Below are 16,749 nucleotides of genomic sequence, written 5' to 3'. Positions count from 1 at the left end.
TGAAGAGTCCTAGATGGCACCAAATAGAATTTTAAGTAACATCGGTCCAACAGTTCACACCCTATCAAGATTGACTGTTTTACCTCAGCTTTTAAGGTCTTATTGTTGCAGTGAACACGTTGAAATGACACGACGTAAATAACTGTATACATCAGTCTAAAAGCGCCAACACAACCATATGCCTGCTTCACCTTTCGGTTTAAAGACCATCACAATGTATCATCTTTACGAGATCGCATCGATTCCGATTTACAACTGCATCTGCCCCACAGTACCAACACAACCAAGATGGACTGTGTCACCTGAGTTTTAAAGACCGTGATGTACTTATTTTTCCAAATGGCACCAAGTAGAACTTCACATCATATCCCACCCCACAAATGCCAGCATCATGCTGATCACATATTTGCAGACACGACAGGGTAAAGACAATGATACGATCACGAGTATATTTATAACCTGACGCCTAGGTGAAGGATTCAGGAGTTAATCATATAACTGCGTTGTCTAAGACAAAGCTTCGTTTAGTTCATGGTGATTTGCATCTACGTGCGACCCATGACCGTATCATTGTAAAAAACTTATTTTATTGAACAGCCAACTTAATGACGGTCAAAGAGTATGGTGCAAACGTATCCACTATCTTTTTCCCTTTATAGCTGACCTGCTCCACTTTGGGCTGTATTTTCAACGGTTCTTCAAAACTTGTCGAAATACTCAAGTCCGCATTTGCCAAGGTCGTTTTTACAGCTGCCTGTTTCATTTTTTTCTTCGAATTGATATCAAAATTAACCTGTACCGGTTTACTATTATAATTAACAAATTTGATGATCAACTCCTTCTTTGCACTATCATATACAGAAGATGCAAACAAACTATCCTTCCCTGCAACCGCATCGCCATTCCATTTAACGGGGATAATATCAGTCCCCTTATTGGTCGAGTACAATTTCTGTACCTGATAACTTGGCGTACCGTATGCATGTAGATTATCGACCCAAATCAAGTCTGGGGTCCATTGCCAACCATCGACATGACCAAATAATGGCGCGTACGATGCCATTTGCACGACATCTGCATTTCGTTCCAGTCCGGTCAAGAAAGCTGCCTCTGAAAGCGCCGCTTCCCAAGTACTACGGCCAGGGCCATTAGGTCGGGTGGTGTGCGAAGCATATTCTCCAGCAAACACTTTCGGGCCGTTACGGTCATAATCATCATAACGGGAGACACTGGATAAAAACCACGTTGGTGGTCTATAATAGTGCTCATCAATAATATCAATCTTCATATCCCGTAGCTGCTCATCCAAATAAGCAAAACGCTCGCCATCGGGATCTGTACCGGAACTAGCAATAATGGCTATTTCAGGATGCTTCTCGTTTAAAACCTTTTTGAATGCAGCTAAACGCTCTATATACTGAGGTCCCCAATTTTCATTTCCTACACCAAGCATTTCAAGGTTGAAAGGAGCCGGATGCCCCATGTCCGAACGAAGTTTACCCCAGGTCGTTGTAACTGCCCCATTGGCAAACTCAATCAGATCCAATGCATCCTGTACATAGGTGTCCAACTCATCCATCGGAACAAGCTCTGCCGTATTAAACTGACAGGCCATCCCGCAATTTAAGATCGGTACCGCCTTAGCTCCAATATCTTCAGCCATTAAGAAATATTCGTAAAAACCCAAACCAAAAGTTTGAAAATAATCTGGAGCTGGTCTGTGCTTAAACTCAGTATTCCAACGGTTGATAATCAATTCGCGTTCCTCGATCGGGCCGACCGTCTTTTTCCATTGAAAACGGCTCGCTAAATCCCTACCTTCCACAATACAACCACCGGGAAAACGAATAAATCCAGGCTTCATATCGGCCAGCATCTGTACCATATCTTTCCGCAAACCTTTAGGTCTATTTTTCCAAGTCTCCGTCGGGAAAAGAGAAATCATATCAAGTTCTGCATCTCCAACTCCTTCGATCCAGACATTTAACTTGCCTTTAGCAACAGTCTCTGAAGCCGTAAACTTCGCAGAACTACTTTTCCAATCACTTCCACTAGACAATATTAAACTACTATTTCCGACCACTTTATCCTGATCATCCAGCAACTCAACACGAATACGCATTCCGGCAGTTGCTTGTTTAAAGAGTAACGAAAACTCATACTGCTCCCCTTTCTTAATTCCCATACCACGGAACCCTTCATTTTGTATTCCTAGTTGCACACCCTTTGGGTTATGGATCTTCAATGAACGCGGATTACCTTTTCGTTTGCTGTTGTTTAAAATCAGAAACGCTCCCTCAGGTTCTTTGGTCAGTTTTTTCCAACCCATCCAAGGTTCATTAAATTCGAATGAACGATTTTTAATCAATTCGGCGTATATCCCACCATCGGCACCCATGTTAATATCTTCAAAGAAAACACCCCACATATCTGGTGACATCTTTCCGGCAGGCTGATCAAGGTCTACTTTAAGATTGACAGGACTCTGTGCAAACAAAGGTGTAGAACCAGCCATTAAAGCTGCTAGTAATAGCTCAATTTTTTTCATCCTATTTTATTTTATCGTAAATCTATATTCCGATTTCGTGCTATAAGTCTGCTCTGGTTTCAATACTGTCGAAGCAAAAGCAGGATGATTAGGAGCATCGGGATAATGCTGTGTTTCTAAACAAAATGCAGAACGGAACGGATATGCCAAACCACCTTTTCCTTTAGGATCAGTGTCCTTCATGAAATTGCCACTATAAAACTGTAAACCCGGTTCTGTAGTCAATACCTGCATTTCTATTCCCGTTTTCGGCGCATACACAGAAGCAACCTTTCTAAAACCAGCCGCTTGAGACAATTCAAAGTTATGATCATACCCTTTTCCGATCTTCAACTGAGCATTATCTGTTTCAATACGATCGCCGATGACAAATCCTTTACGGAAGTCAAATGGTGTTCCCGCGACTTGAATACTCTTTCCAGTCGGTATCAAGGTATCATCCACTTCCGTAATAGCTGCAGCATCGATTTGGAGCTCATGATCCAGTATCGTTGCAGATCCTGCACCATTTAGGTTGAAATAAGCATGGTTCGTTAGGTTTAGTACCGTCTCTTTATCCGTATTTGCTTGATAATCCATGACCAAGCCACCGGTATGACTTAAGGTATAGGTTACTTGCATTTTCACTTCACCAGGATAACCTGCCTCTCCATCAGGAGAAAGATAAGTGAAGGTAATGGATGAATCCGAACTGTTCGCGACATCCCATACCTGATTATAAACACCATGAGTACCCCCATGCAGGGAGTTTTTTCCATCATTCTTCTCCAGTTCGTATTTAACTCCCTGCAAAGTGAAAGTTGCATCCCCGATTCTATTTCCATAACGACCTACGATAGCCCCATAAAAATTACTCGCATTAGCTTTATACTCCGCAGCACTGTCATAACCAAGGATCACATCTGTCAAGTTGCCGGCTTTATCCGGAACCTGTAAGTTCACTAACCTTGCACCATAATTTGTCAGCGCAGCTTTAAGCTTGCCATTCGTTAATGTATACAATTTGACATCTTTACTATCGATAACCGAATCAAAAGACGTATCCACGGAATCTGTTTTTTCAGTCGTATGCTGTTTATTCGAGGTCTGTTGGCAACCACATGCCAATGCGGACGTCAACAAAATACCATTTATAATTTTACTATTCATATTGTTATGATTTACAATTGATTAATCATTATTACATCTACCAAAAACGCACATATATAGCTGTTACTAATAAGAGTGTTACCACAATCAATACCAAAATCGATGGCTCTACTTTGAACATTTTTTTGTCCAGTACAAATGCCTTTGGATTCTCTTTTGGACCAAATAAGCTAACACCGATCATCAAGGCTAACGTAAAAGCAAAAGCTAGTCCCATACAGATTTGAAATGGAATTTCGTAATGACCACTTTTATTGATGTAGGCTGTATACAGCCAAGTTTCAGGACCAAATACTTTTGTCGCAAATTCATTGAAAAAGATCGATAAACCAAATCCCGAAACCAATCCCGTGATTGCAGCAGGACCAGTGGTACGTTTCCAGAACATTCCCAATAAAAACATAGCAAACACACCTGGACTAATAAAGCCCGTATATTTTTGAATAAAGGTAAATCCACCGGCACCTCCAATGCCTAAGGTATCATTCCAAGTAAACAATACAGCTACAAGAATAGAAACGACAATTGTAATTTTACCTACCCACACCATCTTCGATTCAGATGCTCCGGCATTGATGTATTTTTTATAGATATCCAACGTATAAATAGTAGCAATACTATTTGCTTTACCCGCTAAACCGGCAACGATAGCAGCCGTTAGTGCCGCAAGTGCTAAACCTTTCATACCATTTGGTAAATGACCTAGAATAGCGGAATACGCATTGTCAGCATGAAATACCCCTCCTGGTGCCATCTCCTCTTGCAATGCACCATTTTTATAAAGCACATACGCGGCAATTCCAGGTAGCATGACGATAAGTGGCATCAATAACTTCAAAAGCCCGGCAAATAAAATACCCATACGGGCAGTTTTTAGATCAGCTCCCAAAGCACGTTGTGTGATGTATTGGTTACAACCCCAATAGTTCAAGTTCACAATCCAGATACCAGCTAGGTACATCCCTATCCCTGGCAACATGAGGTATTTGTTAATCTCTTCTTGTGTAGCCCCAACTCCGGGTTTATCCACGATCATTTCAAAATGCTTAGGTGAATCTTCCATGAGTTTATTAAAACCTGCCAAGACATCCTTACCAAGGCCGAAGTGCTCACTTACCAAGGTTAATGCAACGTAAGTCGTAGCGATACCTCCGATAATCAAAACCACCACTTGGATCACATCGGTAAAACCGATGACCCGCATACCTCCTAAGGTAATAATGACGGCAAAAACAGCTAAGGCCACCATAATCAAGTGAAAACTATCTCCTCCACCAGCCATACTCGATATAGCGATTGCGCCCAGGTATAAGATCGACGTTAGGTTGACAAACACATATAAGAAAAGCCAAAAAACTGCCATGATCAGACTGGTCGTTTCATTATACCGATTGTTTAAAAACTGAGGCATTGTAAAGATCTTATTCTTAAGATAAACCGGTATAAACCACACGGCTACAATAATTAAAGCCACAGCTGCAATGAGTTCGTAAGCCGCAACGGCAATACCGACTTCAAAACCATTTCCACTCATACCAATAAATTGTTCGGCAGATATATTGGAAGCAATCAATGAGGCTCCAATAGCCCACCAGGTCAATGAACCCTCTGCCAAGAAATAGTCTTTACTACTATTGTTGGCTGCTGTTTTTCTACTGTATATCCAGAAGCCATATCCGGCTACAATAATAAAGTAGACGACAAAAATAATGTAATCTACTGTTGCAAATTTATCCATAGTATTGCGATTTGCTTATGATGAAGTCCTACTCCTTTTATTAAGAAAGGCGCAGGACCATTCCGTTTATTTCTTCATTAAAAAATAGAGTTCATTCCACTTCAACTGGTTTTCCAGATGCGTTAACGTCGTGTTTTCATCAATAGCGACATACTCCAGTCCAGCAATACGGGCAAAATCTTCCAGATATTCAGGTTTTAAACTCAAACTATAAGCAGTATGATGAGCCCCACCAGCATAGATCCAGGCACTACAAGCAGTTTTCATATCCGGAAGGGGTTTCCATAGAACCCGTGCCACCGGCAATTTAGGCAACTCCTCTTTCACATCGACACCGATCACTTTATTGACGATCAAGCGAAAACGAGTTCCTAAATCAATCAGTGAGGCATTCAAAGCAGGACCACTTAAGCCATCAAACACCAAACGCGCAGGATCAGCCTTACCGCCAATTCCCAACGGATGTACTTCTATTCGAGGCTTATCAGCTGCTAAAGCTGGATCCACCTCAAGCATATGCGAACCGAGTACCATTTCATTCTCAGGATCAAAATGATATGTGTAGTCTTCCATAAAAGCTGTAGTACCCGGCAAACCAGCACCCATTACTTTACATGCACGCACCAATGCGGGTGTTTTCCAATCACCTTCTCCGGCAAATCCATATCCTTCAGCCATCAATCGCTGTACGGCTAATCCAGGCAGTTGTACAAGACCGTGAAGATCTTCAAAAGTATCGGTAAATCCTTTATAATTGCCAGATTCTAAAAACTTCCTCAATCCAAGCTCAATACGGGCTGCCTCTACCAAACTTTGGCGTTGCTCTCCTCCTGCTACTACATTAGCTGCGAGATCATAAGTGGCCTCGTACTCCTGCAGTAAAGTATCAATTTCCGATTCCGTAACCGCATCTACTACCGCGACAAGATCGCCAACGGCGTAGGTATTCACTGAAAATCCAAATTGCGTCTCAGCCGACACTTTATCCCCATCAGTAACCGCAACATAACGCATGTTATCACCAAAACGGACAAATTTCGCCCCCTGCCAATCATGCCAAGCAGCAGCTGCACGTACCCACACATTTATGCGTTCAATTACCTCCTCATCTTTCCAGTGACCAGTAACTACTTTTCTACCGATATTCAATCGGGTCACAATATGACCAAACTCACGATCGCCATGTGCACTTTGGTTTAGATTCATAAAATCCATATCCATCGTACTCCAAGGAATATCACGGTTATATTGCGTATGCAGGTGAAGTAATGGTTTCTGTAAAGCCTGCAACCCTCTAATCCACATTTTTGCAGGTGAGAATGTATGCATCCATGTAATCAAACCGATACAGTTTGCTGCAGCATTAGCTGCAGTTAAAGTACTGTATATTTCTTCACTATTTTTGACAATGGGTTTGTATACTACCTGTACAGGGATCTCCCTATGTGCCGAAAAATATTGAGCTACTTCTTCAGCATGTAAAGCCACCTGTTTTAAGGTCTCTTCACCATATAAATCTTGGCTCCCAGTAACGAACCAAACTTCCAATTTATTTAAATCGATATTCATAGTTTATAATTTCTTGATTGGCTTTAGGTCCAATCTCCTTTCAATTTTATTCGTTTATATTTGATTATTTATTCTTTTTACTCTTGCCCATAATACGAAGCTCCGCCATGCTTACGTTCATAATGCTTTTTGATCAAAGCATCTTTCAGGCGTGGCGCTTTCGCATTAATCTGTTCTGTCAACAAAGCCATTTGTGCCACCGTTTCCAAAACTGCACTATTATATACCGATTTAGCACCGGTTTTCCCCCATGTAAATGGAGCATGATTTCCTACTAAAACCATTTCAACTTCTTTATAATCGAGTTTATGTTCATCAAAATGATTTATAATCTGAAATCCCGTTTCATATTCATAATTCCCCATTATCATTTGATCATCCATGGGTGACGCACACGGAATGTCTGTTGTTAAGTGATCTGCGTGAGTCGTTCCAAAAATTGGAATATCACGTTGGCTCTGTGCCCAAGCAGTTGCATAAGTAGAATGCGTATGTGTAATACCACCTACCTCCGTCCAGTGTTTGTAAAGCACAGCATGAGTTTGCGTATCAGATGAAGGTCTCAGCTTCCCCTCTACCACACGCCCCTCAAAATCAACAATGACCATATGATCTGGAGTCAATTCATCATAGGGTACACCACTAGGTTTAATTGCAAACACGGCACGATCACGATCCGCAACGCTAACATTTCCAAAAGTAAAAAGCACCAATCCCAATTTAGGCAATTGCATATTGCAATGAAAAGCTTCTTCTTTTATGTCTGTATAAATCATTATTTTATAGTTCAAAAAATTAAAAAATCATATATATAAGAAGCGACGAATAAGGCGCTACTTCGCCACAATTAATGTTTGGTTTCTACGATAAAAGCACCAAGACTCTTGTAATGTTCATATCTTTTGGCATAGATTGCGACCATTTCTGGACGAGGCTCATACGTTTTTTCAAAACCCTGTCCCATAGCTTCCATTGCATCTTCAACCTTTGCATAAATACCAGCAGCTGTAGCAGCAAACATAGCTGCTCCCATAGCGCAAGTCTGTTCAGATTTATGAATACGAATAGGCATATTCATAACATCAGCCATCGTCTGCATGATATAAGGAGATTTCTTTGCAACGCCACCTAACCCGATTAATCCCTTCACCGGTACACCTTGCTCAACAAAACGATCTGCAATACTTTTGGCACCAAAACAAGTCGCTTCGACGATTGATCGAAAAATTCGCACTGCATCTGTCCCTAGATGAAGACCCAATAACGCACCTTTTAAAGTCTGATCAGCATCTGGTGTCCTACGTCCATTAAACCAATCTATTGCCAATTCTGAGGATTCTGTGACTGGTAGTGCTTCAGCTTTTCGACTTAACTCAGGAATCAATTGTGTATCAATTAGGTTAGCGATCTTTACTTTATCTGCTGGTGAAATATCATTAGATTGTGCAATTATATTAGCGAATGGCCATGATAGTACTTGCTTAAACCAAGCATAAGCATCGCCAAAAGCCGACTGACCCGCTTCCATACCAATCATGCCAGGGATAATCGATCCAGCCACCTGTCCACATATACCCTTTACAAGGGTTTCACCAACCTCATCATGCGGAGCGACTAACATGTCACAAGTCGACGTTCCCATCACTTTACTTAAATAATACGGCTCAATCTGTCCGCCTACTGCTCCCATATGACAGTCGAAAGCACCTACACCAACAACTACTTCAGTAGAAAGACCCAATCGGGTTGCCCATTCCTCCGAAAGTGTTCCGGCAGATTCGGCTGCAGTATGCGTATCGGTAAATAAACGATCTACCATACCATCTAAATACGGATCCAGTTCTGCAAAAAATTGATTCGGAGGAAGACCACCAAACTCAGCGGCCCATAAAGACTTATGCCCTGCTGAACAGACACTACGCTTAATGTCTTGGGCACGTTTGCCTCCTGTCAATAAAAACGGTATATAATCACAATGTTCGACCCAAGTATAGAGTGCATTGCGCACTTCCTGATCATCACGAAGCACATGCAGTAGCTTTGCCCAGAACCACTCCGATGAATAAATTCCACCAACATATTTTAAATAATCGATATCATATTTTTGAGCATGATCATTAATTTCCTGAGCTTCCCTAACGGCCGTATGATCTTTCCAAAGAACAAACATGGCATTCGGATTATTAGCAAAACGTTCAGTTAAAGCAAGAGGAATACCCTTTTCATCAACTGCTATAGGAGTAGAACCAGTTGTATCAATAGAAATTGCTTTTACAGATTTGGCAATTTCAGCATTACCTGACTTTTGAAGACATTCAAGTATTGTAAATTCCAATCCTTCAATATAATCTAAAGGATGCTGCCGAAATTGACTTGTCACCGGATCACAAAACTCTCCGCTGTTCCATCGCGGATAGTAAAAAACTGCACTAGATATCTCTACGCCATTATCCGCATCTACTAAAACCGATCGAACGGAATCACTACCGTAATCTAAGCCGATCACATAAGCTTTCTTCATTATTTGTGTTTTTGGTTTATAATATTGATTTATAATCTCTTACTTAGAAAACAAACTATTTAAATCCAGCAAGCTGAGTTGTTAATCGGAGTAATTAATGTCAAATTAACATTTATTTTTTTAAAAAATGAAATTTTAATTTATTTTTCGTTGTTTTGTATAGAAATAAAATATTAATCCGTTTATATAAATACGATATAAGTTAATCGTTATAGAATGGTTTTTTATATGAAATACTAGATAGATTGTAACAGGTACGATACATTTTGTATCTTTAATTAATTATAAACGAGATTACTCAATTATGGATTTTTACAAAAATGAGCCAAGCTTATTATTAGCTGTGGATTGTATTATTTTTGGATTTAATGGCGAATCATTAGAAATTTTACTTATTAAAAGAGGATTTGAGCCCGAACGCAATAAATGGAGCTTAATGGGTGGATTTGTTCAACCAGAAGAAAATCCGCAACAAGCATCTTCTCGTATTCTGAAGAAACTGACAGGTTTAGATGGAGTCTATATGGAAGACTGTGGCATTTTTGGCGATCCTGACCGTGAAAAATATGGACGTGTGGTCAGTATCGCACATTTCGCATTAATTGATGTACACCAATATAAACACATCATCAGTGAAGAATTTGAAGCTTGTTGGTTCCCGCTCAAAGATCACCCAGAATTAATATTTGATCACAATCAGATGATTGAGAAAGCGAAACGTGAGCTTCGAGCAAAAGCGGCACTCTACCCTATTCTATTTGAGCTATTACCAGAAAAATTCACGATTCCACAAATTGTATCACTTTACGAAAGTGTCTACGATACCGAATTGGATACACGCAATTTTAGCCGTAAGCTGCTTTCTTCGGAACTGATCATTAAACTAAAAGAAAAAGATAAGGAAAAATCTAAGAAAGGAGCATTCTACTTTCGATTAAACAAGGACATTTACAAAGAAAAAATCATGTCATTCCTAAGCTACTTACCAAGCTGGTCAATAAACAGTTAACGATCAGCTCTAAACAGTTGAATACCTTTTTTTGGCTTAAATTAATAAATGTATTAATAACATTTAAATAATAAAAGTAAGATTAAGTATAAATCTTAAACCAGAAATGCCATGACTTTAAAAAGAATCATTACATACTTTACTTGTATGGTCATCTGCTCATCCGAATTATCAGCACAAACTAAGCCTCAGCTGAACTATTTCGACCTGAACGATGTCCGCTTGCTTCAAGGCCCTTTCAAGCATGCCCAAGATCTTGATTTAAAATATCTATTAGAGATCGATGCAGATCGTTTATTAGCTCCTTTCCTACGCGAAGCTGGGCTACCTCAAAAGAAAGAATCTTATACCAATTGGGAAAATACAGGCTTAGATGGCCACATCGGTGGTCATTATATTTCTGCCCTTGCACATATGTATGCGGCAACTGACGACCTACAAATAAAAAAAAGGTTGGATTATATGCTTTCCAATTTAAAAAGTTGTCAAGACGCTAATGGCAATGGCTATATTGGTGGGGTTCCAGGTGGAAAAACCATTTGGAAAGAAATCGCACAAGGCAATATTCAAGCAAGTGGATTTAGCTTAAATGGTAAATGGGTACCGCTATACAATATTCATAAGACTTACGCAGGTCTACGTGATGCTTACCTTCTTACAGGAAATGAGGAAGCAAAAAAGATGCTGATAAAGATGACCGACTGGGCTATTATATTAGTACAACAACTTTCTGAACAACAAATTCAGGAAATGTTACGTAGCGAACATGGCGGACTCAACGAAACATTTGCGGATGTTGCAGCTATCACACAAGATCCAGCATATCTTGCACTTGCCCGTCAATTCAGCCATCATGAGGTACTAGATCCATTAATTAAACACCAAGATAAGCTTACCGGACAACATGCTAACACACAAATTCCAAAAGTATTAGGTTTTAAGAGAATCGCAGATATTGCTCAAGATGAAACCTGGGAAAGTGCTGTCCGATATTTCTGGGAAAGTGTTGTAACACAACGCTCCATTTCCTTCGGAGGCAATAGTGTTAGTGAGCATTTTAATCCGACCAATGATTTCTCGAAAATGATCCATAGCATTGAAGGCCCCGAAACTTGCAATACTTATAATATGCTACGTTTGACAAAGATGCTTCATCAAACCGATCCAAAGGGCAAATATCTAGACTATTATGAACGTAGTTTATATAATCATATATTATCTAGCCAACATCCGGAAAACGGAGGATTCGTTTACTTTACCCAAATTAGGCCTGGACATTATCGAGTATACTCCCAACCACATACAAGTATGTGGTGCTGTGTTGGATCCGGAATGGAAAATCATTCGAAATACGGCGAGATGATCTATGCGTATCAAGGTAATCATCTATATATTAATTTATTTATACCTTCACGTCTCAACTGGCGCGACCAAGAAGTCGAAATCGTCCAAGAAAACAATTTTCCAGAACAAGCAAGTACAACCCTACACATTCACCCAAAAAAGAATGGCAAAAAATTTGCACTACATGTGCGAAAACCCGCATGGTTGTCCGAAAAACCAAGTATACGCATAAATGGTAAAATCTATAAAATTGATAGAATTGAGGGCGATTTCTTCACCATTGATCGTGAATGGAAAAAAGGTGATCAAGTCGTTATTCAGCTTCCTATGGGTATACATACAGAACAGCTACCAGATCAAAGTAAATACTATAGTTTACTCTATGGTCCAATTGTATTAGGAGCGCGCACATCCGGACCATTACCCGACTTGTTATCCGACGATAGTCGGATGGGGCATGTCGCAAAAGGAATCCAGATTCCATTGAGAGACTTACCAATTCTAACGACAGAACCTTCTGCTATACCAAACCTAGTAAAACCTATTGCATCAAAGCCATTACATTTTTCATTATCGGGTCTTCGTCTTGCAAAAGAAAATATTAACATGGAACTTGAACCATTTTATAAGATTCACGACAGCCGATACATCATCTATTGGCCGCAAGCGACGGAACAAGAGCTTGCTAGTACACAGGAAAAAATGCAACGCGATGAACAAGAGAGTCTCCGTTTAAACACCCTAACCGTGGATAAAGTTGTCTGCGGGGAGCAACAACCGGAATCTGATCATTTTATTCAACAGCTGAATAGTCATGCAGGTGTATTTGACGATACCCGTTGGCGTGAAGCAGATGGCTGGTTCAGTTATATCTTAAAAAAGCAAGATGGCAAAAATGCAGACATCTATATCAAATATCTAACGGAAGAAGGTCCAAGAACGACAGAAATCATGGTAAACGATGTTATCGTTGGAAAGTTAGTGCCAGCAACAGCAACATCTGATATCAAAACAGCACGTTTCACATTGACACAGGGTCTAGAAGCAGAAAAACAATTAAACATAAAAATCAAAGGAGCAGACCAGAATAGAAGCCACAAAATTCTCGAAATTCGTATCCTCAAAAATCAATAAAAAATTGAGATAATTATGTCTATAACTGGCAATACTTTACCTTGCATGATGATATCCTGAGACTCAATACCCCGTCTCAGGGTTCATATTTTTATTGCTCCTCATCCGCCTTCAAATCAATGATTTTTTCCGTAAGCAATTTCAATACGGAATCTATGGCAATTAGATTAAAATTCCATATCTCCTTTAAAAATAAAAAAGCTCCAAGAATTTCTTCTGGGAGCCTACCAATCAACCAATTATAATCATCTTACTTCTTTACTTGCTCAGCAGATAAACCTGTTAAGCGGTCACCGACAATCGGAATCTCATTTAGCTTTGCAGTCAAACTAGTCAAATCTGAAGCGGAAAATGCATAAACAGCAGCCCAAAGATTCTCCTGCAAATGGGCTAATTTAGTTGTCCCTGGAATCGGTACGATAAAAGATTTTTGCGCTAAGAGCCATGATAGTGCCACCTGTGCAACGGTTAATCCACGGAGATCTCCAAATTCTTTAAGAGTGTCAATCAATTTCCAATTCGCAATTACATTTTCAGGCTGATACCGTGGCAATGAAGGCCTGTTATCATTATTAGGATCGTATATTGAACGCTCATTTAAGTATCCCGTAATCATCCCACGACTTAGCGGACTATACGGGACAAAACCAATCCCCAATTCTTCACATAGCGGAATCACATCCTTTTCCGGTTCACGTGTAAATAAAGAATATTCACTCTGCAAAGCTGTTAGCGGTTGCACAGCATGGGCTTTTCTTATATTGTCCACATTCGCCTCACTCATTCCAAAATGCCTCACCTTACCTGTTGCTATGAGATCTTTCACTGCACCAGCGACTTCTTCAATAGGGATATTGGGATCAACACGATGTTGGTACAATAAATCGATGTAATCTGTTTTTAAGCTTTTCAACGAATGCTCGACAACTGCTTTAATACGATCTGGATGACTATCGAGTCCTTCAGACGGTTTACCATTTTTAAAACCAAATTTAGTGGCTATAATGATATCCTTACGAAACGGAGCCAATGCCTCCCCAACCAGTTCCTCATTAAACAGGGGACCATAAGCTTCTGCTGTATCGTAAAAATTCAAACCCAATTCTGGAGAACGTCTCAATAGGTCAATCATTTCCTTTCGATCGGGAATAAAACTCCGATGATAACTCATACCCATGCAGCCTAATCCCAAAGCTGATACTTCAAGACTTTGCTTCCCTTTACCCAAAGTCCTTTTTTCTGATGAAAGATTCATTTTACTTTTGTCACTATGGTTTTCTTTTTCGGATGAACGATTACATCCTACAAGTCCTAAAGAAGAAGTTGCCAATAAGCTCGTTCCGATAAACGCTCCCTTTTTTAAGAAGTCTCTTCGATTATTCTGTTCCATATCATTTAAGTTTATTCTTTACTATTAAAAAAATCCCAAAAGTCGATTCAAGCTCTAAAGAATCCACGTTCTTGCACTTCTTCAAAAATCGACACAAATATGTAGCGTTATAAGATACAAATTACTGTTTAACTTACCATTATTACAGATTACATGCTTTAAGACTCCCATCAGACACACAACATGTTCTACGATTGCATGAATTATCATCCTATTCTTCCGAGATCGCGAGCAATTCAGCAGATAGGCGCTCACCTTGAATGGAGATCTTTGTCAGAGCAACCTCGATTTCGATCAGATCCTCGGCAGTCATCATGACGTTGGGCGCCTGAATATTATCATCAATGTAGTCGAGCTTATCCATTCCCGGGATAGGAACAATAAGACGGTTTTTACTAAGCAACCAAGCTAATGCGAGCTGCACCGTTGATATTCCTTTTTTTAGTGCCAATGCATTTAACATTTTGATTAAAGGCATATTCGCCTGCATCGCTACTTTAGTAAATCTGGGAAAGCTCGCGCGCAGATCAGTTTCAGGATCAAAGGTAGTTTCTGCTGTTATCGTACCGGTCAAAAAACCAGTACCCAAAGGGCCCCACGGTACAAAACCAATTCCCAGTTCCTCACAAAGCGGTAGCACATATTGTTCCGGCTCACGTGTCCAAATCGAATACTGGTTTTGAGCAGCAGTAACCGGTTGAACAGCGTGCGCCTTTCTGATAGTAGATGCACCCACCTCAGAAAGTCCAAAATGCTTTACCTTCCCCTCCGCAATTAAATCTCCCACCGTACCGGCGACATCTTCAATCGGAACATTCGGATCAACCCGATGTTGATAAAATAAATCAATATAATCTGTCCTTAATCGCTTAAGTGAAGCCTCCGCAACCTTACGTATATGTTCAGGTCGACTGTTCAAGCCACCTTCTTCCGAGATCATACCAAACTTGGTTGCGATAACGACCTCCTTGCGAATAGGGATCAACGCCTCACCCACCAATTCTTCATTTGTAAAAGGTCCGTAAGCCTCCGCTGTATCAAAAAATGTGATTCCTTTCTCAAAAGCTCCACGTATCACACGAACACCTTCCCGTGTGCTAACTGCCTTTCCTGTACCAAAACTCAGATTCATACAGCCCATCCCTATTGCTGACACTTCAAGTCCGCTATTTCCTAAAACTCGCTTTTTCATTTTCTTTACCCATTTAATTTGTTTAAATTCATTAGCCAATCATCATTTGTTAAATGACAGGACAAAATTCGCTAGGTTCAGTTGATTCTTGCTTATACAGATTACGGCAATTCTTACCATTATTACTGTTAACAGCCTTAGCCTATCCCGACCTATGCTATAATTGATTAATATTGAATGATAAAAAAAGAGTTATGGAAGAAATCATCAAAATAGACAGTATTGATGCCTACAATAAAATGCGTGGCATAGAAACCTTGCATCCCTTAATTACAGTAATCGACTTATCGAAAACAAAACCGATGCCTGCACAGACTTTTAACTTTGGTCTTTATGCCATCTTTCTGAAAGAATTAAAATGTGGCGAATTGAAATACGGTCGCAACAATTATGATTTTCAGGAAGGAACATTGGTTTTCATTGCTCAGGGACAAGTATTGGGCGTACAGCCTAATATCACAACCTTTCAACCCTCAGGGTGGGCACTCTTGTTTCATCCTGACCTGATCAAAGGAACTTCATTGGGAAAGAAAATCCATGAATATAACTTCTTCTCATATGATGTAAACGAGGCTTTACATCTTTCCGAAAAAGAGCGGCATATTGTTTTAGATTGCTTTACCAAAATCCAATATGAAATGGAACAAAGCATTGACAAGCACAGCAGAACATTGATTACATCCAATATTGAATTATTTTTAAACTACTGTACCCGATTCTATGACAGACAGTTTGTAACCAGGGACCATTCCAACAAGGGTATACTGGAAAAATTCGAAGATATATTAAACGCTTATTTTACCGAAGATAAATCTCAAAAGATCGGACTACCGACGGTAGCTTACTGTGCTTCAGAATTGAACCTATCTCCAAATTACTTCGGCGATATCATCAAGAGCGAAACTGGTATCACTGCGCAGGAATATATCCAAACTAAGGTTATAGATTTCGCCAAAGAAAGAATTTTTGATCACGAAAAATCAATCAGTGAAATTGCCTATGAATTAGGTTTCAATTATCCCCAGCATTTCACTCGTTTGTTCAAGCAAAAAGTAGGCATGTCCCCCTCCGAATACCGATCATTAAACTAATTTGATAAATAGTTTTAATCCACAAGTTTCTCCTCAGGACTGTCTTAAAATGATGCTAAATAAG

General features: G+C 39.9%; 11 protein-coding genes. 3 read left to right on the top strand and 8 right to left on the bottom strand.

The features are described 5' to 3' along the window. Window positions 1-586: 586 nt before the first annotated feature. From M2265_RS25855 to M2265_RS25830, 6 genes are all read right to left on the bottom strand, one after another. A complete protein-coding gene (locus tag M2265_RS25855; RefSeq protein ID WP_132773879.1) occupies window positions 587-2,548 on the bottom strand; it encodes an alpha-L-arabinofuranosidase C-terminal domain-containing protein in 1,962 nt (653 codons plus the stop codon). 6 nt (window positions 2,549-2,554) lie between these two features. Next, window positions 2,555-3,697, bottom strand: a complete 1,143-nt coding sequence (locus M2265_RS25850) for an aldose epimerase family protein (protein WP_021188843.1) — start codon at window positions 3,695-3,697, stop codon at window positions 2,555-2,557. A 37-nt stretch (window positions 3,698-3,734) separates the two neighbouring features. Continuing rightward, window positions 3,735-5,435, bottom strand: a complete 1,701-nt coding sequence (locus M2265_RS25845) for a sodium:solute symporter family transporter (RefSeq protein WP_132773881.1) — start codon at window positions 5,433-5,435, stop codon at window positions 3,735-3,737. Window positions 5,436-5,501: 66 nt separating this feature from the next. Beyond that, complete coding sequence (gene araA / locus M2265_RS25840) at window positions 5,502-7,004, bottom strand: L-arabinose isomerase (RefSeq protein ID WP_132773883.1); 1,503 nt, start codon at window positions 7,002-7,004, stop codon at window positions 5,502-5,504. A 77-nt stretch (window positions 7,005-7,081) separates the two neighbouring features. Then, entirely contained in the window at window positions 7,082-7,780 is a 699-nt protein-coding gene (locus tag M2265_RS25835; RefSeq protein WP_132773885.1) for an L-ribulose-5-phosphate 4-epimerase, read from the bottom strand. Between the two features lie 71 nt (window positions 7,781-7,851). Beyond that, on the bottom strand, window positions 7,852-9,525 hold the full coding sequence (locus tag M2265_RS25830) for a ribulokinase (RefSeq protein ID WP_132773887.1): 1,674 nt from the start codon (window positions 9,523-9,525) through the stop codon (window positions 7,852-7,854). 304 nt (window positions 9,526-9,829) lie between these two features. Here M2265_RS25830 and M2265_RS25825 point away from each other — a divergent pair, with 304 nt between their 5' ends. Next, a complete protein-coding gene (locus tag M2265_RS25825; protein ID WP_021188845.1) occupies window positions 9,830-10,534 on the top strand; it encodes an NUDIX hydrolase in 705 nt (234 codons plus the stop codon). A 111-nt stretch (window positions 10,535-10,645) separates the two neighbouring features. Then, window positions 10,646-13,012, top strand: a complete 2,367-nt coding sequence (locus M2265_RS25820; RefSeq protein WP_132773889.1) for a glycoside hydrolase family 127 protein — start codon at window positions 10,646-10,648, stop codon at window positions 13,010-13,012. Window positions 13,013-13,262: 250 nt separating this feature from the next. On the opposite strand, the gene M2265_RS25815 is transcribed toward M2265_RS25820, so the two are convergent. Together M2265_RS25815 and M2265_RS25810 are read right to left on the bottom strand one after the other, a co-directional pair. After that, window positions 13,263-14,402: an aldo/keto reductase gene (locus tag M2265_RS25815; protein ID WP_132773891.1), complete on the bottom strand. Its 1,140-nt coding sequence runs from the start codon at window positions 14,400-14,402 to the stop codon at window positions 13,263-13,265. Between the two features lie 211 nt (window positions 14,403-14,613). Continuing rightward, window positions 14,614-15,594 carry an aldo/keto reductase gene (locus tag M2265_RS25810; protein WP_132773893.1) on the bottom strand — a complete coding sequence of 327 codons (981 nt, stop codon included), beginning with the start codon at window positions 15,592-15,594 and terminating at the stop codon, window positions 14,614-14,616. 194 nt (window positions 15,595-15,788) lie between these two features. Here M2265_RS25810 and M2265_RS25805 point away from each other — a divergent pair, with 194 nt between their 5' ends. Further along, window positions 15,789-16,685, top strand: coding sequence for a helix-turn-helix domain-containing protein (locus M2265_RS25805; RefSeq protein ID WP_021188850.1), 897 nt, complete (start codon window positions 15,789-15,791; stop codon window positions 16,683-16,685). The last annotated feature ends 64 nt before the right edge of the window (window positions 16,686-16,749 follow it).

Origin of the sequence: Sphingobacterium kitahiroshimense (genome assembly GCF_025961315.1) — a bacterium.
Lineage (GTDB): Bacteria > Bacteroidota > Bacteroidia > Sphingobacteriales > Sphingobacteriaceae > Sphingobacterium > Sphingobacterium anhuiense.
The sequence above is the reverse complement of the archived record's forward strand: the minus strand, read 5'-3'. Positions and strand labels throughout refer to the sequence as shown.

What these genes read in the sequence shown, in the direction of transcription:
- M2265_RS25855 (WP_132773879.1), bottom strand. Translation starts at nt 2,548, where the DNA reads ATGAAAAAAATTGAGCTATTACTAGCAGCTTTAATGGCTGGTTCTACA.
- M2265_RS25850 (WP_021188843.1), bottom strand. Translation starts at nt 3,697, where the DNA reads ATGAATAGTAAAATTATAAATGGTATTTTGTTGACGTCCGCATTGGCA.
- M2265_RS25845 (WP_132773881.1), bottom strand. Translation starts at nt 5,435, where the DNA reads ATGGATAAATTTGCAACAGTAGATTACATTATTTTTGTCGTCTACTTT.
- araA (WP_132773883.1), bottom strand. Translation starts at nt 7,004, where the DNA reads ATGAATATCGATTTAAATAAATTGGAAGTTTGGTTCGTTACTGGGAGC.
- M2265_RS25835 (WP_132773885.1), bottom strand. Translation starts at nt 7,780, where the DNA reads ATGATTTATACAGACATAAAAGAAGAAGCTTTTCATTGCAATATGCAA.
- M2265_RS25830 (WP_132773887.1), bottom strand. Translation starts at nt 9,525, where the DNA reads ATGAAGAAAGCTTATGTGATCGGCTTAGATTACGGTAGTGATTCCGTT.
- M2265_RS25825 (WP_021188845.1), top strand. Translation starts at nt 9,830, where the DNA reads ATGGATTTTTACAAAAATGAGCCAAGCTTATTATTAGCTGTGGATTGT.
- M2265_RS25820 (WP_132773889.1), top strand. Translation starts at nt 10,646, where the DNA reads ATGACTTTAAAAAGAATCATTACATACTTTACTTGTATGGTCATCTGC.
- M2265_RS25815 (WP_132773891.1), bottom strand. Translation starts at nt 14,402, where the DNA reads ATGGAACAGAATAATCGAAGAGACTTCTTAAAAAAGGGAGCGTTTATC.
- M2265_RS25810 (WP_132773893.1), bottom strand. Translation starts at nt 15,594, where the DNA reads ATGAAAAAGCGAGTTTTAGGAAATAGCGGACTTGAAGTGTCAGCAATA.
- M2265_RS25805 (WP_021188850.1), top strand. Translation starts at nt 15,789, where the DNA reads ATGGAAGAAATCATCAAAATAGACAGTATTGATGCCTACAATAAAATG.